22 protein-coding genes are annotated in these 21,355 nt (G+C 42.7%); 18 read left to right on the forward strand and 4 right to left on the reverse strand.

Translation table 11 applies throughout. The annotated features are described in order from the left end of the window. Positions 1-145 precede the first annotated feature (145 nt). The 4 genes from FC30_RS06730 to FC30_RS06745 all read left to right on the forward strand — a co-directional run bounded on the left by FC30_RS06730 (position 146) and on the right by FC30_RS06745 (position 2,670). Positions 146-724, forward strand: coding sequence for a guanylate kinase (locus FC30_RS06730; protein WP_103050379.1), 579 nt, complete (start codon positions 146-148; stop codon positions 722-724). Between the two features lie 50 nt (positions 725-774). Beyond that, positions 775-1,197: a Fur family transcriptional regulator gene (locus FC30_RS06735; protein WP_010690306.1), complete on the forward strand. Its 423-nt coding sequence runs from the start codon at positions 775-777 to the stop codon at positions 1,195-1,197. A gap of 79 nt (positions 1,198-1,276) precedes the next feature. Then, on the forward strand, positions 1,277-1,750 hold the full coding sequence (locus FC30_RS06740; protein ID WP_010690308.1) for a hypothetical protein: 474 nt from the start codon (positions 1,277-1,279) through the stop codon (positions 1,748-1,750). 11 nt (positions 1,751-1,761) lie between these two features. Continuing rightward, complete coding sequence (locus FC30_RS06745) at positions 1,762-2,670, forward strand: DUF6681 family protein (RefSeq protein WP_010690309.1); 909 nt, start codon at positions 1,762-1,764, stop codon at positions 2,668-2,670. A gap of 48 nt (positions 2,671-2,718) precedes the next feature. Here FC30_RS06745 and FC30_RS09365 read toward each other — a convergent pair whose 3' ends face one another. Further along, a complete protein-coding gene (locus tag FC30_RS09365; protein WP_179854470.1) occupies positions 2,719-2,910 on the reverse strand; it encodes an acetylxylan esterase in 192 nt (63 codons plus the stop codon). A gap of 13 nt (positions 2,911-2,923) precedes the next feature. On the opposite strand from FC30_RS09365, the gene FC30_RS06750 reads away from it, so the two are divergent. After that, positions 2,924-3,073: a hypothetical protein gene (locus tag FC30_RS06750; RefSeq protein ID WP_179854471.1), complete on the forward strand. Its 150-nt coding sequence runs from the start codon at positions 2,924-2,926 to the stop codon at positions 3,071-3,073. Between the two features lie 322 nt (positions 3,074-3,395). On the opposite strand, the gene FC30_RS06755 is transcribed toward FC30_RS06750, so the two are convergent. Further along, complete coding sequence (locus FC30_RS06755; protein ID WP_056938495.1) at positions 3,396-4,715, reverse strand: APC family permease; 1,320 nt, start codon at positions 4,713-4,715, stop codon at positions 3,396-3,398. A 241-nt stretch (positions 4,716-4,956) separates the two neighbouring features. Further along, positions 4,957-6,216 (reverse strand): GTPase HflX, encoded by a 1,260-nt coding sequence (gene hflX / locus FC30_RS06760; RefSeq protein WP_010690314.1) that lies wholly within the window; start codon positions 6,214-6,216, stop codon positions 4,957-4,959. A 394-nt stretch (positions 6,217-6,610) separates the two neighbouring features. Here hflX and FC30_RS06765 point away from each other — a divergent pair, with 394 nt between their 5' ends. The 6 genes from FC30_RS06765 to FC30_RS06790 all read left to right on the forward strand — a co-directional run bounded on the left by FC30_RS06765 (position 6,611) and on the right by FC30_RS06790 (position 12,919). After that, positions 6,611-8,248: a peptide ABC transporter substrate-binding protein gene (locus tag FC30_RS06765; RefSeq protein WP_010690315.1), complete on the forward strand. Its 1,638-nt coding sequence runs from the start codon at positions 6,611-6,613 to the stop codon at positions 8,246-8,248. Between the two features lie 120 nt (positions 8,249-8,368). Then, positions 8,369-9,298, forward strand: a complete 930-nt coding sequence (gene opp3b, locus FC30_RS06770) for an oligopeptide ABC transporter permease (RefSeq protein ID WP_010690316.1) — start codon at positions 8,369-8,371, stop codon at positions 9,296-9,298. Between the two features lie 5 nt (positions 9,299-9,303). Continuing rightward, a complete protein-coding gene (locus tag FC30_RS06775) occupies positions 9,304-10,329 on the forward strand; it encodes an ABC transporter permease (RefSeq protein WP_010690317.1) in 1,026 nt (341 codons plus the stop codon). A gap of 8 nt (positions 10,330-10,337) precedes the next feature. Then, entirely contained in the window at positions 10,338-11,426 is a 1,089-nt protein-coding gene (locus FC30_RS06780) for an ABC transporter ATP-binding protein (protein ID WP_010690318.1), read from the forward strand. Positions 11,427-11,443: 17 nt separating this feature from the next. Then, positions 11,444-12,397, forward strand: coding sequence for an ABC transporter ATP-binding protein (locus FC30_RS06785; RefSeq protein ID WP_010690319.1), 954 nt, complete (start codon positions 11,444-11,446; stop codon positions 12,395-12,397). 264 nt (positions 12,398-12,661) lie between these two features. Next, positions 12,662-12,919, forward strand: a complete 258-nt coding sequence (locus FC30_RS06790) for a DUF5976 family putative bacteriocin (RefSeq protein WP_010690321.1) — start codon at positions 12,662-12,664, stop codon at positions 12,917-12,919. A 40-nt stretch (positions 12,920-12,959) separates the two neighbouring features. Here FC30_RS06790 and FC30_RS06795 read toward each other — a convergent pair whose 3' ends face one another. After that, positions 12,960-14,273 carry an NCS2 family permease gene (locus FC30_RS06795; RefSeq protein ID WP_010690322.1) on the reverse strand — a complete coding sequence of 438 codons (1,314 nt, stop codon included), beginning with the start codon at positions 14,271-14,273 and terminating at the stop codon, positions 12,960-12,962. A gap of 157 nt (positions 14,274-14,430) precedes the next feature. Between FC30_RS06795 and FC30_RS06800 the strand changes: the two genes are divergently transcribed. From FC30_RS06800 to croR, 7 genes are all read left to right on the forward strand, one after another. Continuing rightward, positions 14,431-15,738: a PTS transporter subunit EIIC gene (locus FC30_RS06800; RefSeq protein ID WP_033193039.1), complete on the forward strand. Its 1,308-nt coding sequence runs from the start codon at positions 14,431-14,433 to the stop codon at positions 15,736-15,738. After that, the gene (locus FC30_RS06805) at positions 15,725-16,585 is read left to right on the forward strand and encodes an alpha/beta hydrolase (RefSeq protein ID WP_010690326.1); all 861 of its coding nucleotides are present in this window, start codon (positions 15,725-15,727) and stop codon (positions 16,583-16,585) included. The genes FC30_RS06800 and FC30_RS06805 overlap by 14 nt, the downstream gene beginning before the upstream one ends. Positions 16,586-16,635: 50 nt before the next feature. Beyond that, entirely contained in the window at positions 16,636-17,445 is an 810-nt protein-coding gene (gene proB, locus FC30_RS06810) for a glutamate 5-kinase (RefSeq protein WP_010690328.1), read from the forward strand. After that, a complete protein-coding gene (locus tag FC30_RS06815; RefSeq protein WP_010690331.1) occupies positions 17,445-18,689 on the forward strand; it encodes a glutamate-5-semialdehyde dehydrogenase in 1,245 nt (414 codons plus the stop codon). Before proB ends, FC30_RS06815 begins: the two co-directional genes overlap by 1 nt. A 262-nt stretch (positions 18,690-18,951) precedes the next feature. Next, positions 18,952-19,707 (forward strand): NADPH-dependent oxidoreductase, encoded by a 756-nt coding sequence (locus FC30_RS06820; protein WP_010690333.1) that lies wholly within the window; start codon positions 18,952-18,954, stop codon positions 19,705-19,707. Between the two features lie 135 nt (positions 19,708-19,842). Continuing rightward, positions 19,843-20,559 (forward strand): hypothetical protein, encoded by a 717-nt coding sequence (locus FC30_RS06825; protein ID WP_010690335.1) that lies wholly within the window; start codon positions 19,843-19,845, stop codon positions 20,557-20,559. A gap of 92 nt (positions 20,560-20,651) precedes the next feature. Further along, complete coding sequence (gene croR, locus FC30_RS06830; protein WP_010690337.1) at positions 20,652-21,341, forward strand: response regulator transcription factor CroR; 690 nt, start codon at positions 20,652-20,654, stop codon at positions 21,339-21,341. The last annotated feature ends 14 nt before the right edge of the window (positions 21,342-21,355 follow it).

Here is a 21,355-nt window from a genome sequence, read left to right on the forward strand (position 1 = left end):
CCTCCATTAAGTATAGAATAAAGTTGACAGCAATATCGTATCTAAAAAAATAGATATAGCATCTGTCAACGCTTACAATTTTATAATGGATACCTTTATTTTGCAAGAAAAAAGGATCAAGTTTAGTTTAAGATAGAGTAAATAGGTGATTTTTTTGGAAACATTAGATGGAAATTTATTTATCATTTGTGGTGCCCCTGGTAGTGGCAAGACGACGGCCCAAGCGTATTTGACCGAGAATTTAGGCTTTACCAAGGTGGTGACGCATACGACGCGACCAAAGCGACAAGGTGAAAGAGATGGTAAAGATTATTATTTTGAAACGCAAGAAACTTTCTTTGATAACCACTATCTAGAGTACGTTACCTATGATGATAATTACTACGGTTCTTCATTTGAAGGCCTGAAACGTGCTTTAAAGCATGACAAGCGGGCGGTGATAGTTTTGGACACGAAGGGCGTTTTGACTTATTTAGATAAATTGCCCGCTGAGTTACTGACGGTCATTTTTTTAGAATTACCTTCTACGGCGGTGCAAGTCGAGCGTTTGCATGCACGAGGTGATAAAAAGGCTAGGATCGAGCAACGGCTGGCAAGCAAGGAGGCTAAGCGAGATGCTGAGTTACCCGCGGCATTACGTGCCAAAGCTCATGTTCTACAAAATGCCGAGTTGCAGCAGACCTATGCCAAACTCGAACAACTTGTGGCTGATATTTTATCTTAAAGCGTGGTATCATATTAAATAGTAATAATTATTCTTTAGGGGGGATAGGATTGATCAATGAAGCGATCAGAGTGTTGCAAAGTCACCATTATCGGATCACCAAGCAAAGAAGGAGCTTGTTAGAGTACTTGTGTGGCTTTAAAGAACAATATGTCAGTATTACCCAAGTGACCGAGCACATGAAACAGCTCTATCCCGGGATGAGCTATAATACTGTTTACCGGAATTTAAAGGATTTTAGTGAATTAGGCATCATTGAGACCAAGGATAAGCCTTCGGGAGCCTGTGTTAAATACCAGTGCGATTTTGATCGGTTACATCATCACCACTTCATCTGTCAAAATTGTGGTCGCGTGCGTGAGGTCAAGATGTGCCCTTTGACGATCTTTCAAGATCAATTGGAGGGTTGTGTGATCGAAGGCCACCGGTTCGAACTCTATGGTCTTTGTCCAAACTGTGCTAAGTTACAATAAAATTTAGCAAATCTTTAAACAGCTAGGTCCACAGATGTAGTAGGATTAGAGTAGTAAGAAAAAATTGGGGGTAGTAAAAATGGCATATCGTACACCACCTTTGTTGACACCATTTGCGATCCTGTCGATCGTTTTGGCCTTGGGGGCTACCAACGTGGCGGTCAACAAAGTGACTCATACCTCTGAAGGAAAAGCCGTTGAAAAAGTTTCCTCCAGCAGTGTCAGCTCGGTCTCAACCTCTCTAGATAGTGAGCGAGTAAGTAGTAGCGAGCGTGATGACGAGGATAAGAGTTCAAGTTCGGATAAAGTCAGTTCAAGTTCGTCTTCAACGACTGATGATGAGGCTGAAAGCTCAGCAGCTAAGACATCAAGCAGTGTTGAAGACGATACGACACAAGATGATAGCCAAACACAAAGTTCGACCACGCGTCAAAGCAGTAGCTCGAGTGCAAAAACTGACCAAACTGAGCGTGAGTCGACCAAACAAGATGGCGCACAAAATAATGCGCAAACTAATGACAACAATACAACGCAGGATAATAATGCGCAATAGGGGGTAGGAATGTGTTTAGTATTTTAGGGATGATCAATAGTTATATTGGTTATTTTAATATGAATGCCACGCTCAAAAATCGGATCTATACGATCGTTGGGGGTGTAGGTAATTTCTATTTGCTTTACGTTGCTTACCGCTTTTTTGCGAACGGTTTTATCGTTCGTGGTCTGCTGTTTATCTTAGCTTTCTTAGCGTTACTGTATTTCACATATCTCAATATTTTATATTTCTTTACGGAAGATCGGGTCTCAAAGCTCGATATCTCGCCTAAAGTTGAAAAAATGTTGGGCGTCAAGATCCCCGACACGCGTGCTGCAGAAAATGCTGGGGTAGCTTCAGGGTTTATGCAGACTAATGGGATCTTCAAAGATGAAGAATTTTTACCATCAACGTTGCGGACAAACCACAAGCAACGTGAAAATTTACAAAAAGTTGTGGCTCAATTAGAACAGGTCGGGTATCTCCAGCTTGATTTTGGGGGAGCAAAAGATAAAGAGCTCTTTAAAAAAGCAAAGAGTGGTGACCGTTTCTTTGCCCTAAATGAGCCCGTAGCCTTGCCGTATTATGAATTGCGTGAGGTCAATGGCAAATTACTCGTCTATGGTGGCGTCAATCAGATCGAGCGCCAAGAACTCGGGGAAGTGACCCAAGTGGGCTTACTGCGTGGGATCGAAGCCTTGAAGCGGTATCGTCTCTCTTTAGCTGCCGTTGCTTTGACTGGCGGGCCGTATAAGTTTGCCGGTCGGTCAACGATGATGCAAAAAGATGAACCATATAGACTAGGGATCCAGATCGCATATCGACCTAAAGAAGAGGAATCAGCTCATTTAGGCTCTGAGATCAGAGAAGATATCGAGCGGGTAAAAAAAGCAGATGAAACGGCTGAGATATCTTTACGTCGCCGCCGCGATAAATAACATAAATAAAGTGGGACTCACTGTGTATCGTAGTGAGTCCCGCTTTATTTAGCAGTCAGTGATCTGTGTTTTAAATAACCAGTTAAAGACTTGATCGTTGACCCCAACATGCATATCTTCATGACCGCATTCCGGTAAGATCAAATGTTCTTTTGGGGTTGTGATCTGATTATAGATCGCGATCACCGGGATCGAGGATAGTCCGTTATACCAATTGAGTGATCTGGCACTTTTAGTCAAGAATAGTAATTTTGTGGATAACGTCCGCTTTATCAATTCGCAATTTGCGATGACTTATATTGTGGATATCATCACGACACTACTTTTAGATGAAAAAGATCACCGCACCAAGATGGATCAAACGATCGAATTGATCACCAGCAATAAATTTGATAAGCACTAATAGTAAGAGCCCGGCCATGATACAAAACACACATCTTGGTCGGGCTCTTACTATTCACTAGGCATTTCCCGCTTTGCCTTACACTCTATCGAAACGTGTGCGAACTGACAACACCTAGCAGATAACAAAAAGATCGCCACGATGCAAGAAGCGCATCCTGGCGATCTTTCAGTTATCTGTACGGTGCAACCCGTCAGTTCTTACACCCTATTGAAACGTGTGCGACAAAGCAATGCTTAGTGAATAACAAAAATACCACCATGATGCAAAACACGCATCACGGCGGTATTCCCGTTATTCATACGGCATTTCCCACTTTGCCTTACACTCTATTCTTATAATAATAGATCGGCAGACCGCATAAGACGATCACTAGGGAGATCACGACGCCACTTAGGTCAGAGAATAATTCACTGACTAAGACAAACGCTGCTCCTAAGATCGCTACGATCGGGGTCAAGGGATAAAGTGGTGTTGAGAATGGTCGTTTCGCTCTTGGCGTTGTTTTACGCAATTTGAAGACGCCAAAGAAGGTCATTACATAGAAACAATAGATCGTAAAAATACAGATCTCAGTCAAACGATCAGCATCCACGGTCAAGATCATCCCGGAAGCGATGACTGCGATCGCAGAGATCGAGACCATTGGGGTATGCATCGTTTTGTTGAGATAAGCTAATTGCTTGGAAAATGGTAACTCATTGTTTTTAGCCATCGCATACATGATCCGTGGGATGGTCATGACTTTACCATTCATACAGCCGACGATCGAAATGATGATCCCGATGTTTAAGATCTTACCCCCGATCTTGCCAAATGCCATTTCCGCAAAGTGTGGGGTAGCATTTTCACCATAGCGAGCGATCATCTCAGCCGGCATCGTTTTGAAAATACTGTAAGAAACTAAAACATAGATGATCAATACTGCTGACAGACCTAAAACGATCGCGAGTGGCAAGATCTTTTGAGGATTTTTGATCTCACCACCCATATTAGCGATCAAGATCCAACCATCATAAGCAAATAATGTTGCTAAAATTGCGACCCCAAAATTACCCGCCACACTAGATGATCGTTCGGCTAAAACTTGACCCACGGCATTTTGATCACCAAAGAGCAGACCAAAAATGATGATCGCAGCGATCGGAACTAACTTACATAATGTCGTAACGATCTGTAGTGCAGACCCATAGCGGTTAGATAAGAAGTTAAAGCCAGAGATCAAAACAACGGATAAGACTCCGACAAAAGGTGTATAGCTAGCGGGAAAGCCAAAGAAGGCTTGTAACAAGATCGCCAAATACGAACCTAACGCGGCGATGACAGCAGGCCCATAAACAGTGATCTGCATCCAGCCGGATAAAAAGCCCCAAACTTTACCGTAAAGATTGTGCATGTAAATGTATAAGCCACCAGTTTGCGGCATTTGAGAGCCGATCTCGGCAATCGTCAAGCCACTGGTCAATGTCAAAACGCCACCGAAGAACCAAGCAAGTAAAGCCATGGTCGTCGAATGGGAGTAGCTTAAAACAGAAGCTTGTTTAAAGAAGATCCCAGAGCCGATAACGGTCCCGATCACTAACGCTAATGCGGAAAATAGATTGATCGAACGATCTAAGTGAACTTGCTCATTTTTTTTCATAAATTACCAACCTTTTTGTAGTATCTAAGATAAAAGTTAGCATATTTTAGATTTTAAAGAAAGTTTATTTTAGAATTTCAGATAATTTTTTTAAGCAAAATCGGCTATAAATTGAGGTGGGCATGATGTAGCTGGCTTTTGAAATAGTAGCTAAGAAATACTATTGATTCGTTTATGTTTATAGGTATGTGATAAAAAATAGACGCATTTCTTCCTTACAAAAGAAGAAACACGTCTATTTTTAGTCAAGTTGATGTTCAGCTAAACGGCCAGCCAAAGCCGGTGCAACTTCGGCTTTGAGCTTAGTCCCATCAGCGAGATACTCAGTTTCAAGCACAGTCGCCTTTTGATTGAGTTCTTCAACGAGATTTCCCTTGGCATATGGGATGAGATACGTATGCGTCTGATAGTCCTTGAAGAGCTCTTGTTTCAATAGTTCAGCTAGTGCTTTTAACGATTCGTCATCTTGGGCACTGAAGGTCAATTCTCTGCCAGCTAAGCTAGGGTAGCTGACAGCAAGCTTATCTGCTTTGTTGAAAACATAAAGCATCGGGATGTCAGTTACACCGATCTCGGCCAAAGTTTTTTCAGTCGTTTCGATCATCTCTTGGTAGTGGTCATCGGAAAGATCGACGACTTGAACTAAGAGATCGGCGTTGGCAGCTTCGGCTAAAGTTGTCCGAAAGGCTTTGACCAACTGGTGTGGCAATTTGGAGACAAAACCGACCGTATCGCTTAGCAAGATCTCTTTGTTGTCATCAAAACGGAGACGGCGAACAGATGTATCTAAAGTGGCGAAAAGCATATCTTTTTCAAAGACTTCTTTGTTTTCTGTTTCACCAAATAGCCGAAGGAGTCCATTTAACGTAGTCGATTTTCCGGCATTGGTGTAGCCGACTAACGCTGCCGTCTTGATCCCAGAGCGTTGGCGTTGTTTACGACGGGTCTGATGTTCTTTGTCGATCGTTTTGAGTTCTTTGTTCAAAGCGCTGATCTTTTTTTCGATCACCCGGCGATTCAATTCGAGCTTAGTTTCACCCGCCCCACGGTTAGTATAGCCACCACCAGCGTTTCCGGCCGTTTGTTGGTCGAGTTTATCGGTAAGCCCAGTATGCAACCGGGGCAATTGATATTGCAGTTTAGCCACTTGGACTTGGAGTTTGGCTTCTTTGGTCTTAGCCCGCGCTGCAAAGATCTCTAAGATCAAGGCTGTGCGATCTAAAACGCGCATTTCGGTGATATTTTCTAAATTCCGGATCTGCGTGGGTGTCAATTCGTCGTTTAAGATCAAGATCTGACTGTCGGTCACTGCCCCAGCCGTTTTGATCTCTTCAGCTTTACCTTTGCCTAGGTAAGTAGCAGCGATCGGACGTTCGAGTTTTTGTTTGAACTGGCGGGTGACTTCCATGTTGGCAGCCTCAGCTAGAGAAGCTAGTTCTGCCATCGTATAGTCAAAATTTTCTTGTTCATTTTCGATACCCGCAATGATAACTGGTGTCATATAAAGATCCTCCTTGATCAAGTGATATTACTAAAATTATACCACTGTACTAGTAAATTAGTCGGGGCGGAGTATAAATGAGAAAATGCTTTCTTTGAATTCAGTTTTGGTTAATTGCACATTCCGAATTATCGTGTCTCTAATTTAGGTTTAAATGGAAATATTTCCGAATTACCAAAAAAATTTAGACAAAAATTAGCTAAAATAAATGGAAAAATCGTTGATATATCAACTTTTTTGAATGAGATATAATTTTATATATATAAATTTATACGTTTTGAATTAGAATAAACACTTGATTTTAATTTCGTTATCATATATTATTTAAGTCAAAAGTTATTAAAGTAGGATGTAATTTAGAGCCATTAAGTAATTATTAAGGAGTTGTGAATCTATGAAATTAGCTAAATTAGCCAAAGCGGGCGCTGTTGTGGCGTTGTCAGCTGTTTTTCTCGCTGCTTGTGGCAAGAGCTCAGATAATAGTGCCAGCGACAAGCAAGTGCTCAACTGGAGCGAAAGTGCAGAGTTGCCATCGATGGATCTTTCCAAAGCAACAGACACTGTTAGTTTTAACCAATTGAATAATTCGATGGAGGGTCTTTATCGCTTAGGTAAGAACTCTAAGATCGAACCAGGGATCGCAACGAAGACAGAGGTCTCTGATGATGGTTTGACCTATACTTTTACTTTGCGTAAGAACGCTAAGTGGTCTAACGGTGATCCTGTAACTGCCAAAGATTTCGTTTATTCTTGGCAACGCACAGTCGACCCTAAGACTGGTTCACAATATGCTTACCTCTTTGACGGTGTAGCTAATGCACAGGACATTATGGATGGTAAAAAGCAACCTAGTGAATTAGGGATCAAAGCTGACGGCGACCATAAATTAGTCGTAACACTTGATAAGCAAGTACCATACTTCAAGTTATTGATGGGCTTCCCAGTATTCTTCCCACAAAATCAAAAAGTGGTCGAAGAATACGGCGACAAGTACGGGACAGCTTCCAAGTACATGGTCTACAATGGTCCATTTGTCTTGAAAGATTGGACAGGGACAAACCTTAGCTGGACTTTAGCTAAGAACAAGAACTATTGGGATAAGAGCAAAGTTAAGTTAGACGAGATCAACTATAAAGTTAATAAGTCTACAACAACAGCTTACAACTTATACCAATCTGGTAAAGTGGATGCAACTGTTTTAGGGGCTGAACAAGCACGTCAGCTCAAGGGCCAAACTGGTTATACAGACCGTAAGGAAGCTTCCGTATTCTACTTACAACTTAACGAACAAAAAGCTGAATTTGCTAACACTAAGATCCGTCAAGCTATCTCTAAAGCGATCGATCGTGAACAATACGTTAAACAAGTTTTAGCGGGTGCTTCTACACCAGCTAAGGGATTTGTCTCCAGTGACTTAGCTGAACGTAATGGTAAAGATTTCGTTGACGCAGCTTATGTAAAATCAGCGGTTGAGTATAATGAAAAAGACGCTAAGAAGCTCTTTGAAGAAGGTCTCAAAGAAGTTGGCCAAGATAAGATCGAATTTTCTATCTTAGGTGATGATACTGATACATCTAAGAAGGCAACGGAATTCTTACAAAGTGAAATCACTGAAACATTTGGCTCAGATAAGGTCAAAGTTACTGTTTCTAACGTACCATTCAAGACACGTTTAGCACGGACAGAACAAAAGAACTTTGACGTCGTTGTTTCCGGTTGGGGTGCTGACTTTGCTGACCCTATCTCCTTCTTAGACTTGATGACTTCTGATAACTCCCAAAATGCTGGTGGTTGGAAGAATGAAGAATACGATCGCTTGATCGAAGCTTCTAAGACAACTGATGCTAATGATCCAGCTAAGCGTTGGGATGATTTAGTGCAAGCTGAAAAGATCTTGATGGACGATCAAGGTGTTATTCCGCTTTACCAAAGTACAAAACCATGGATGGTAAAACCTTCCGTGAAAAATGTTATCTTTAACTCTGCTGGTGTAAACTACAACTTTAAGGAAGCTTACATCTCAGGTAACTAGTTTTTAGTTGACGGTAGATAAGATCAGACTTAAAATGATTTAAAATATCAAACAACGCAGGACTAACTATCCTGCGTTGTTTGGCAAAAAAGACATCTCAGAAACGAGAGGATATACGATATGAAGAAATACCTGTTAAAAAGGGTTTTCTATATGGCGTTGACGCTATTTTTAGTGGCAACTATCACCTTCTTTTTGATGAAGCTCATGCCCGGGACGCCATATTCAAACCAAGAAAAAATGTCACCCGAACAGATTGCGATCATGAACCAACAATATGGTTTGGATAAACCGATCTGGATGCAATATTTACTCTATATTGGAGGGATGTTACATGGTGACATGGGAACATCATTCCAATTTAGTAATCAACCAGTTTCCTATTTGATCTCAAGCCGGATCGGGGCTTCAGCTCAATTGGGGATCCAAGCGATGATCTTTGGGGTCTTCTTTGGGATCATCTTTGGTTCGATTGCTGCGATCAACCGCAACACTTGGATCGATACTGGTGTTACGATCCTATCGATCATCGGTAAATCAGTACCAAACTTCGTGTTAGCTGTTTTACTTCAATACTATATCGCTTTGAAACTTGGCTGGTTCCCGATCGCTGATTGGGGTGGCTTTGCCTATACAGTCTTACCAACGATCGCGCTCGGTGTAGGGCCACTGGCTGAAACATCTAGGTTTATGCGAACTGGGATGGTCGATGTGCTAAATTCTGATTATATCGAGCTTGCCAAGGCTAAAGGGTTGAGCAAGTTCCAGATCGTTTACCATCACGCTTTGCGCAACAGTTTGATCCCATTAGTAACTTTGATCGGGCCATATACGGTTGCGTTGATGACAGGTTCGATGGTCATCGAAAATATCTTCTCGATCCCTGGTATCGGGGAACAGTTCGTTAAATCGATCATGACTAACGACTACCCAACGATCATGGGTGTTACGATGCTATTTTCTGCGGGACTTGTAGCGGTTATCCTATTGACGGATATCATCTACGGTATCATTGATCCGCGGATCAGACTTGCTGGAAACGAGGGCTAAGCTTTATGGAAGAAAAAATGAAATTACGACCAGAAGATTTTCAAGCTTTAGAAGTAAAAGAAGAGCTTGATGCTGAAAAAATTGCTGCGCCTTCCTTGACGTTTACCCAAGATGCATGGCGCCGTTTGAAGAAGAATAAAGGGGCGGTCATTTCGCTCTTTATCATTTTATTTATGATCGTTGTAGCGTTTGGTTCGACACCATTTGTTAACCGCGATACTTTGGTCAAATCACAACCACAATATGCTAACTTACCAGCTAAGATCCCTGGTGTAAATATCAATGGGTTCAATGGTAAGGCTAAAGTTGGCGATGTTTGGGTCGATAAATATGCGCAAGCTGGCGTATCCAAAGACAAATACTTTGTTATGGGTACTGACTACTTAGGGCGCTCCTTGGCGCAACGGATCGTTTATGGGACCAAGATCTCCTTGATCGTTGCTTTAGTTGCTACCTTCTTTGACTTGACGATCGGGGTCACGTACGGGATCGTATCGGGTTGGAAGGGTGGCAGGACGGATAACGTGATGCAGCGGATCATTGAAGTTATCTCCTCCATCCCAAGTTTAGTTATCGTTGTTTTGATGTTGGTGGTCTTCAAACCAGGTATCGGATCGATCATTTTGGCGATCGCGATCTCTAGTTGGACGACGATGGCGCGGATGATCCGGGCCGAGACGCTCCAGTTAAAGAGTCAAGAATATGTTTTGGCGGCGCGGACTTTAGGGCAATCCCCAACTAAGATCGCTTGGAAACACTTGGTGCCAAACTTATCAAGTATCATCATCATCCAAACGATGTACACGATCCCAACTGCGATCTTCTTTGAAGCTTTCTTGAGCTTTATCGGGATCGGGATCTCAGCCCCAGAAACTTCCCTTGGGGTATTGTTGAATGAAGGGCAAAAGAATTTCCAATTCTTACCATATCAAATGTGGTATCCAGCGATCGTCTTGTGTGTGTTGATGATCTCATTTAACTTGTTAGGTGATGGTCTCCGCGATGCATTTGATCCAAAAACTAGAAGGTAGGTTGTAGTATGGCTGAACGAATTTTAGATGTTAAAAACCTTAAAATCAATTTCCATACCTATGCGGGTGATGTTAAAGCCATTCGCGATGTGAGTTTTCATTTGAATAAAGGTGAAACGTTAGCCATCGTAGGTGAATCCGGTTCAGGTAAATCGGTCACAACTAAGAGTATTATGGGCTTATTAGCAAGTAATGCTGAAGTAGTTGGTGGTTCGATCATGTTCCAAGGACAAGATCTCTTGAAGAAATCTGAAAAAGAGATGCAAAAGATCCGTGGCAAAGATATCGCAATGATCTTCCAAGATCCGATGACTTCGCTTGATCCAACGATGAAGATCGGACGCCAAATTGCGGAACCTTTGATGGTCCATAAGAATATGGATAAGAAAAAAGCAATGGCGCAAGCATTAGAGATCTTGAAATTAGTTGGGATCACCAATGCTGAAAAACGCTTCAATAACTATCCTCACCAATTCTCAGGTGGGCAACGCCAACGGATCGTGATTGCGATCGCTTTGGTATGTTATCCAGAGATCTTGATCGCTGACGAACCAACGACCGCTTTGGACGTAACGATCCAAGCTCAGATCTTGAACTTGATGAAAGAATTGCAAGCTAAGATCGAGACTTCGATCATCTTTATCACGCACGACTTAGGTGTGGTTGCTGGGATGGCTGACCGGGTCGCCGTAATGTATGCGGGGCAGATCGTTGAATATGGAACGGTAGACGAGATCTTCTACAATCCAAAACATCCATATACTTGGGGCTTGTTGAACTCGATGCCGACTCTTTCAAGTACCAAACTTGAAGCGATCCCAGGGACACCACCAGATCTCTTAGATCCGCCAAAAGGTGATCCATTTGCAGCTCGGAATCCATATGCGATGAAGATCGATGCGCAAAAGAAACCACCATTCTTTAAGGTGTCAGATACGCATTATGCAGCTACTTGGCTTTTGCATCCAGATGCACCCCAGATCGAGCCGCCAGCAGAGATCATGCGTCGGGCTGAGATCTGGCGTGAGATCCAAGAACAAGAAGAAGTTGCAAAAAATCGGCGTGCAGAAGCGATGAAGCATGCGGATGCTGAATAGACCAGGAGGAATTTAACATGCCAGAAAAACGCAAAAAATTGCTTGAAGTCAAGCACTTAAAACAATACTTCGGCGTGGGTAAGCCTAGCATGGTCAAAGCCGTTGATGATGTTAGTTTCCACATTTTTGAAGGGGAAACATTTGGCTTAGTTGGTGAATCAGGTTCCGGTAAGACCACGACTGGTCGAAGTGTGATCCATTTGTATGAACCAACAGACGGTCAGATCCTCTTTGACGGTAAAGATGTCAGCAAGTTGACCTCACGTAAAGATCACCTTGAATTTTGCCGTGAAATGCAAATGATCTTCCAAGATCCATATGCTTCTTTGAATCCCCGGATGACGGTCGAAGATATCATCGCCGAAGGGATCGATATCCATGGCCTCGCTAAAAATAAAGAAGAGCGCCGGGCTAAAGTCGAAGAGCTCTTAGAAACAGTTGGGTTGAACAAAGATCACGCCAGTCGTTATCCCCACGAATTCTCAGGTGGGCAACGCCAACGGATCGGTATCGCACGTGCTTTAGCGGTCAAACCGCGTTTTATCATCGCTGACGAACCGATCTCAGCGTTGGACGTTTCGATCCAAGCGCAGGTCGTCAACTTATTGAAGGAATTGCAAGAAGAAAAGGGTCTGACCTATCTCTTCATCGCGCATGACCTTTCCATGGTGAAGTACATTTCAGATCGGATCGGTGTTATGCACTATGGTCGTTTGTTGGAAGTGGGCCCAGCAGATGATGTTTATAACAAGCCATTGCATGATTACACAGCTAGTTTGATCTCAGCTGTGCCTGAACCAGATCCAGAGTTTGAACGCAATCGTAAGCAAAAAGAATACGATGCTTCGATCGAAGACGATAAGCAAGGTAAGCCACGCAAGTTACATGAGATCACACCGGGACATTATGTTCGTTGTTCTGAAGATGAGATCGCAATGTATCAAGCTAAAGCTGCCAGCTACGAAAAATAAAAGTCTTAGCGTGTAAGACAGTGCGGTCATTCCCGCGTAAATAAGGAGGTTCCTCCCATGATCTTGTATCGTGGAAGGAGCCTTTTTATTTATTGGACGTTGGATCGGCGAACACGTTTGGGCATATTTTTTGTGCTGTAAAGAAATATTTCATACTTAAGCGCTCAGATAGCCCGAATAGGAATGGAAAAGTGCGATATTTGACAAAAACAGTTAATTTTTTCGTGACATAATACAATAGAGATATGAAAGAAGGCGAAGCCAATGAGGCGCTTATGGAAATGGTGGCTGGCCGGGGGGATCAAAGAAAATAAACGCTACGTCATCTTCCCTCTTTCAGAAGCGCTGGCAATTCCATTTGGCCTTTGGTTTTGGGGAGATCGTGAGACTAGTTTTTTACAATTCTTAACAACGCCTAAAATGATCATCTTTCTGATCATTTGTTTGGTAGGCGGTGGCCCGTTGCTTTACATTTTAGACAGTGTTTTTAGGGTCAATAAAAAGACGAATGCTGATCGATAGTTAACAAAATGGACACTCGTTTTAAGAGTGTCCATTTTGTTTATTTTTCGATATTTAAGACCCAGAAGAAGATCACAAAGACAAAGAATAAAACATACATCAAAGCAGGTACTTCTTTACTTTTACGCGCTGCGATCATCGTGATCGGATAAGCGATGAAGCCAAGGGCTAATCCGTCTGAAATACTGTAAGTCAGTGGCATTCCAGCTACGGTCAAGAAGGCTGGGATCGCGATCTCAAGTTTAGTCCAAGTTATGCGAGCCATACTTTGTGCCATCAAAACACCGACGATGATCAAAGCAGGAGCGGTAACTTGTGAAGTTACCACTGTCAAAAGCGGTGAAAAGAATAGGCCTAAGATAAAGCAGATCCCAGTCGTGACCGCGGTCAAACCGGAACGGCCCCCAACTGCGATCCCGGCGGAAGATTCAACATAAGCGCCCACTGGAGAAGTTCCAAAAAGCGAACCAAAGAGCATGGCAGTTGAATCTGACATCAAAGCTTTCCCAACGCGGGGCATCTTGTTATTTTGTAAGAAGCCAGCTTGTTGAGCTAAGGCGATCAAAGTTCCAGCTGTATCAAAGAAGGTGACCAATAAAAAAGTGATCACTACGACCCACATTTGCAGTGTATTGATATCTTTTAAGTGCGATAATGCAACTAAGAAAGTTTGATCCATGCTTGGTGCCGGTGCGACAAAAGCATGGGGCATTTGAATATTACCTGTTGCGATGCCAAAGATCGCTGAAAGGACCATCCCGATAAAGATAGCCCCTGGAACTCGCATGACCATTAGGATCGAAACGACGATCAAGCCAAAGACTGTGACCCAAGTCGAGCCAGAAAAGCTTCCTAAGCCAACGAGTGTAGATTTGTTAGCGACGATCAAGCCACCACCCTGGAGTCCGATAAAGGCGATAAATAAGCCGATACCAGCTGAGATCGCTGCTTTTAGATCAGCTGGGATCGCATCGATGATCAATTCACGTAATTTAAAAACGGTGATCAGTAAAAAGATGATCGAAGCTACGAAGACCCCAGCTAAAGTTGTTTGCCATGGAATGTTCATCCCGATACAAACTGAATAAGCAAAAAAGGCGTTGATCCCAAGACTTGGAGCAGTAGCGATCGGATATTTGGCTAACAGCCCCATCAATAAACAACCGATCGCACTAGCTAGAGCAGTTGCGGTAAAGACCGCGCCTTTGTCCATGCCAGAAGCGCCTAAGATCTCAGGATTGACAAATAAAATATATGCCATTGAGATGAAGGTCGTAAAACCAGCGAGGATCTCACGCTTGACGTTGGTTTTAAGACCAGTCAGATCAAAAAAGTTATCTAATGCAGTTTTCACTGAAAAATACCTCACAATATAAATTGATTTAAAGCAACGTTATCTAATATACCGTAATTGCTAAAAAATGCAAGATTTCTTTTGCGTGCTACATATGTTAAAGCAGCATAAATTAGGCTATACTAGAACAAAGAATGAACTTTTGGGGGAAAGAGCGATGGAACAAAGAATTATTGCTTTAGGTCTAAGAATTCGCAAATGGTCTTTTTTTAGAATAATTCAGCGCACATTTGCAGTGTTATTTCCATTTATTCTATTGGGAAGTTTTGCACAAGTGATCGAATTTTCGTTACTACATCCCGATGGCTATCTCGGAAATTTGATCCAGATCAGCAAGTGGTTACCACATTATCGCGCTGCCAACCAGTTATTTGGCAGTATCTATATGCTGACTGCGGGGGTGATCGCTTTGTTAGCGGCGGGCGTTTCGGCTAAATACACCGCCCAGTTTTTTAAACGTGATGAACAATTGGCCGGTTTGACCGGTTTGTTGGTCTTTTTAGCGATCTGTTATCAACGCACAACGGGCAATAACGGCCAATTTAATTTCCGCCTCGATCTCTTGGGATTTCCCGGGTTAATTTTAGGTCTAGCCGTGGGTTATTGTGTGGGCTGGGTCTTTAAATATTTGAGTGGTCCGACTATTAAAGGGACTGAGCATGGACAAGAACTTTTGAGTCGCTCTTTTAAAGGGTTGTTGCCGTTGACATTTACCTTATTGTTTGCGGTAGTCTGCAATATTTTACTAGGCTTATTATTCAAGTATCAGATCTTTGAGGAAGTCGGAAGTTGGCTACAAGGCCAAGCAACTAAGCAAAGCGGTTTTTGGCCCGTCATGTTCTTTGCTAGTATCACGTTATTACTTGCGTGGCTAGGGCTAAGTGGGCCATATACGGGAAATACCTTTGATAGTGATCAAAGTGCGTTGAAGAATTTGAGTTATGCTTTGAGCCATAATAATCTAGCTAAAGTTCCTGAAAAATTCAATGCCAACACCTTGTATTTTAGTTATGGCGCCATAGGGGGAACGGGGGCGACTTTAGGCTTGGTCTTAGCGATCTTTTTAGTAGCGAAGCGCCAAAATACGCGTAAACTAGCGAATTGGACCGTTATTCCAAGCATGTTCAATACGAATGTCGCCTTTATGATCGGCTTACCGGTATTGTTCAATCCGTTTTATTTACTGCCATTTTTGGTGATCCCGTTATTTAATATGGTGATCGGGGGCTTGGCTCTCTTATGTGGCTTAGTCCCCCCAGCGGTTTATCCGGTTTTGACGACGACACCAGGTGTTTTATACGCTTTTATCGGGACAAATGGTTCTTGGGGCGTGTTGATCTTTACTTTTGGTTTGTTATTATGCGATATCTTGTTATATATACCCTTTGTCAGATTTGCAGAGAAGATCGCTGGGGCTTTAGATAATGATTGCAAGAGAGCAGGTGAGTTAAATGAAGATCAATAAGCGTGGCATGGGGATAACATTACTGGTGTTGTTGATCCTTTTTAGTCTAGCGCTCCCATCATTTATTTGGGCGCGGCAAAATGTTAAAGATCTGGCTCGGTGGCATAATTCACGCCTGTCACCAGTGATCATGATCCCCGGAAGTTCGGCTACCGAAAATCGTTTTGACGCCCTGATCAAAAAGATCAACAGTCGGAGCCAAAAAAAGCACAGTTTGTTAAAAGTCAAAGTCTACAACGATGGCACGGTCAAGTATTCGGGCAAGATCAACGCTAAAGATAATGAGCCGTTTATCGTGGTCGGTTTTGAGAACAACAAAGATGGTTACAGCAATATCTTAAAGCAGGCCAAAATGTTTGATAAAGCTTTCAAGCAGTTAAGTGAACAGTACGAATTCAATAACTTCAAAGCATTTGGGCATTCCAATGGTGGCCTGATCTATACGGCCTTTTTAGAAAATTACCTGCCTAAATATGATATTCAAGCAAAAGTCTTGATGACGGTCGGAACGCCGTATAACTTCTCGGAAACGTCATTACAACGAAAGACGCAAATGTTGGCTGATTTTATCAAAAATCGCAAGAAACTCCCGACTGACCTTTCAGTCTATACTGTTGCTGGGACTGAGACCTATGACTCTGATGGCTTAGTTCCCGAGCGCAGTGTTGAAGCGGGAAAATACATCTACCAGGGGATCGTGAAGCACTTTACGCAGATCACGGTGACGGGAAAAGATGCCCAGCATTCTGACTTGCCACAAAATGATCAGATCATTGAATTGCTTGATCGCTATGTCTTAGAGCCAGATCAAAATCAAAAGACTAAGAAACTCAAAGAAAACAGTTAGCACAAAATATAGTATAATTAAATCAAGAATTTTATTTTGGAGGAAAAAACATGGCAAAAAAACGCCAGCTTGATGCAAAAAGGATCGTAGTTAAAGTGGGGACAAGCACCTTGATTCACCCCAACGGTAAAGTGAATTTCCATGCCATTGACCAATTGTGTTATGTCTTGACCGGTCTTGTCAATGACGGTAAACAAGTCGTTCTAGTCTCTTCTGGGGCGATCGGTGTTGGGATGGGACAAGTGGGCTTGCACGAACGACCCGAATCGATCCCAGCTCAACAGGCGTTAGCAGCGATCGGACAAAGTGGCTTGATGTCAGTGTATCAACAACGTTTCTCACTTTACGGTCAACGGATCGGACAGATCTTGTTAACGCATGACGTTTTAGAATACCCTTTGAGTCGCCAAAATGCTTTGAATACGTTCAATAGCTTATTGGAATGGGGTGTGATCCCGATCGTCAATGAAAATGATACGGTCGCTGTCGATGAGATGGATCATCATACTAAGTTTGGTGATAACGACCAACTTTCAGCGATCGTGTCTTCGATCGTGGATGCCGATCTTTTGGTGATGTTATCCGATATCGATGGTTTCTTTGATAAGAATCCGCGAAAGTACAGTGATGCTAAACTATTTGAGCGGATCACAAAGATCGATGAGACAGCTTTAGAAGCAGCCGGTGGCAAAGGTTCTAAATTTGGAACTGGCGGGATGATGACCAAGTTGAAAGCAGCTCAAAGAATGCTTGAAAATGACAAGATGATGATCTTAGCTAACGGGCAAGACCCAGCGATCATTTTTGATCTCGTTAAAGGTGAACCTTTAGGGACGCTATTTGTAAAGGAGGAAAAATAATGGCACTTGATTTGGAAAAAATGGGAATTGCTGCAAGAGAAGCGGCATTTAAATTAGCACAGCTGAGCACTGAACAAAAAAATGCGATCTTAAAAGCGATGGCGCAAGCTTTAGTAGATAATACAGCTGCGATTATTGCAGCTAACCAAGTCGATCTAGAAAAAGCAACTGAGATGAAATCCAGTTTTGTTGATCGTTTGACTTTAGATGAAGCACGGATCAAAGATATTGCTGAAGGTTTAAGGCAGGTCGCGGCTTTGCCAGATCCAATCGGAAATGTCGATAAAGGTTGGATCAATCAAGATGGCCTTCAGATCGTCCAACGTCGAGTACCTTTAGGAGTCGTGGGGATGATCTATGAGGCTCGTCCAAATGTGACAGTCGATGCGGCAGGGTTGTGTTTTAAATCAGGTAATGCGGTGATCTTACGTGGTGGTAAGGAAGCTTTAGCAACAAACATCAAATTGGCTGAGGTCTTACAACAAGTCTTAGTTGAAAATGGTATCGCTAAAGAAGCGATCCAGATCATCACAGAAACATCGCACCAAGTAGCAGAAAAATTCATGCAACTGAATGGCTATTTAGATGTTTTGATCCCACGTGGTTCCGCGCGTTTGATCCAAACCGTCGTTCAAAAAGCAACTGTGCCCGTGATCGAAACGGGAGCGGGAAATTGTCATGTTTATGTAGATAGTCAAGCAGACTTAGCAATGGCCGAAAAGATCGTAGTCAACGCTAAGTGCCAACGTCCATCTGTCTGCAATGCGGCCGAGACTTTGGTCGTTCATGCAGATGTGGCCGAAGAGTTCTTGCCTCAAGTCGCAAAAGCATTGGCTAAGTATAATGTCGAGTTACGTGGAGATGCCCGGACTTGTGAGATCTTAGGGGATGCAGCCGTTCCAGCAACTGAACGCGACTGGGATACAGAGTATAATGACTATATTTTAGCAGTAAAAGTCGTTGATACTTTAACAGAGGCGATCGTGCATGTCAACACGCACAATACGAAGCATTCTGAAGCGATCGTGACGGATAGCTATGCAAATGGGCAACGGTTCGTAAATGAAGTTGATGCTTCCAGTGTTTATATCAATGCTTCGACGCGTTTTACGGATGGTTTTGTCTTTGGTTTTGGAGCCGAGATCGGTATTTCGACGCAAAAATTACATGCGCGTGGACCGATGGGCTTAGAAGCTTTGACTACGACCAAGTACGTGATCAGCGGACAGGGACAAATAAGATAGAGTGTGAGCCAATGCGCTCAGCGCCGTATGAATAACAAGGGCTTTGCCATGATGTGTTTTCTTGCAGCTTGGTGAAGCCCTTGTTATTCACTAGGCGTTACATTGGCGAACACGTTTCCACTATATAGCTCGGGAGTATATGGTAAATCGTCGCTATTTCGTGTCCTTATCTTATATGTACCTGTTTCGGGTGTGAATTTGTATTTCTCCCCCAAAAGTGGTATAGTACCTTTTAATTACTTAAAGTAAGCAGGTGAAGTGGATGGAAATTACTAATGAAACGTTAAAGACGCAATTGAACCATCGAAGTATCCGAGCTTTTGAAAAAGAACCGCTCGCTAAAGAACAACTTACTGCGATCTATGAAGCGGTAAGGCATACCTCGACTAGCCAATTTCTGCAACAGTTCAGTATTTTGCGGATCACAGATGAAGTAAAGCGCAAGGCGATAAGTGAGATCGCCAAACAAGACTATGTCGGAGGCAATGGCGAGCTATTGATCTTTTTAGCTGATCTAAATCGCAATGCTAAGATCAGACAGCACTTGGGAAAAGATATCGCTCGTCTACAGACTGCCGATCTCTTTTTTCAAGCAGTCAATGATACGGTTTTAGCCGTTCAAAATGCGCTGTTAGCGGCTGAAAGCATGGGCTTAGGGGGAGTCGTCTTAGGGAGCATCAATAATGAACCTAAAAAATTGGTCGAGGTGCTAGAGTTGCCTAAATTGACATATCCGGTATTAGGGCTCCAACTAGGTCATCCGGCTCAAAGTCCTCAATTAAAGCCGCGTTTGCCCCTAGAATTTACAGTCTTTGATGATAAATATCCCGCTGATTTTCCCTTGGCTGAGTTTGAAGACTACGATAAATCAGTCCACCAATACTATGATCTGCGTGATACTAACCGTCGCGTGGATGAATTTACCACCCAGATCGGTTCAAATAAATTGGCAACCCAGAAGAGCTCGCGAGATGAGATAATGGCTGCGATCCAGGCTCAAGGGTTGTGCCTGGTCTAAAAAGGTAAGTGTTTTAGATTTGATTTAAGAATAATTTTGTTATAATAGGTTTAAGAAGTGTGAGCCAAGTAAAGACCCGATGACCCGCGCGTCATTTGGGTCTTTTTTTAGCTTATTGGATAAGGAAGTTGTTTGATGGAATGGCATGAGTATTTAGCTAGGTTACGATATTATGACCGGATGTGTGGTAATTTGACCACCGTCCACCAAAAGATCACCCAAGTCCAAGCCGTAGTTACAGCCTATAGTAGACATGAAATCCCACAAGTAGTGCCGAAGCTGAGTTTTTCGACCCACTATCTTGAATTACATATGACTAAACACCCAGAGTTGTTTGAATTGGTCAGTTGTTTAAATGAGTTGCGCCAAGTACTGATCGAAAATTTTGGGATCTGGCACGTTTTTTCGCAGGCATGGTTGGCGGCTTTCAAACAGCGATTAAAGCCCGGGAAAACACTAGTGGTGATGTGTGGCAATGCTGTTTTAGCGGCTAATCTACCTAATGTGATCGCGGTCGATGACTTTGATTGGCAAGCGCAAGATAATACGCGCCCGCACCCGTGGTGTGATGTCAAACAGTGTGATGCCTTGGTAGCGGTCCAAACCTATTATCAGCAGGTAGATAACATTATTTTAGAGTGGGCACCGGAGCAAACGACTTGTGATCGTGCTATTTTGGACTTTTTGCGTGCTCATCATTGGTCCGGTGATCTTATCGTGATCGGTGAAGCTAAGGGGGCGACGAATTCACCACAATTTTGGCAAACCGCTAAGTTGGATCGTCCACCCGAAGTGAATACTTTACATCGGCCGTTTGACTTTATTCATGACCAAGTATTTTGGGTAAAATAGTCGTAATTTTTACGAATTTCTTTAAGTATATTTAGCAAAGTATTTGGTAAAATAAAAATATAATTAAGTTTTCTTTAGGGAGACCAGACATTATGAAGATTTTAATTGTCGATGACGATAAAGATATCGTTGAATTATTAAGTATATATGTTAAAAATGAGGGCTATGATGTCGAAAAAGCCTACAATGGTAAAGAAGCGATCACGAAGATCAATACTAACCCAGATATCGATCTGATGATCTTAGATGTGATGATGCCTCAATTAGATGGAATGGCAGTTGTGCGAGCTGTGCGAAAAGATAGCCAGATCCCGATCTTGATGTTATCGGCTAAAACAGACGATCTTGATAAGATCCAATGCCTAGTTCAAGGTGCCGATGATTATGTGACCAAACCATTCAACCCTTTGGAAGTTATGGCACGTGTCAAATCATTATTGCGCCGTTCACAACATGAAGTAAAAAATAACGAGCCTGATCAGATCGAAGTGGGTTCTTTGATCATCAAAAAAGATTCCCATGAAGTCGAAACGGTCAACGGTAAGGAGATCTCATTGACAGCCTTAGAATTTGGGATCTTATATCTCTTGGCTAGTCATCCTAACCGTGTCTTTTCAGCAGATGAGATCTTTGAACGTGTTTGGCAACAGGAGTCCGTTGTTTCAGCTAAAACAGTTATGGTCCATGTGAGCCACTTGCGCGATAAGATCGAAGAAGCTACTGGTGGCGAAAAAGTTATCCAAACGGTTTGGGGCGTAGGTTATAAGATAGAATCACGTTAGGTAAGCTGATGAGG

The organism is Ligilactobacillus animalis KCTC 3501 = DSM 20602 (assembly GCF_001434535.1).
GTDB classification, from domain to species: domain Bacteria; phylum Bacillota; class Bacilli; order Lactobacillales; family Lactobacillaceae; genus Ligilactobacillus; species Ligilactobacillus animalis.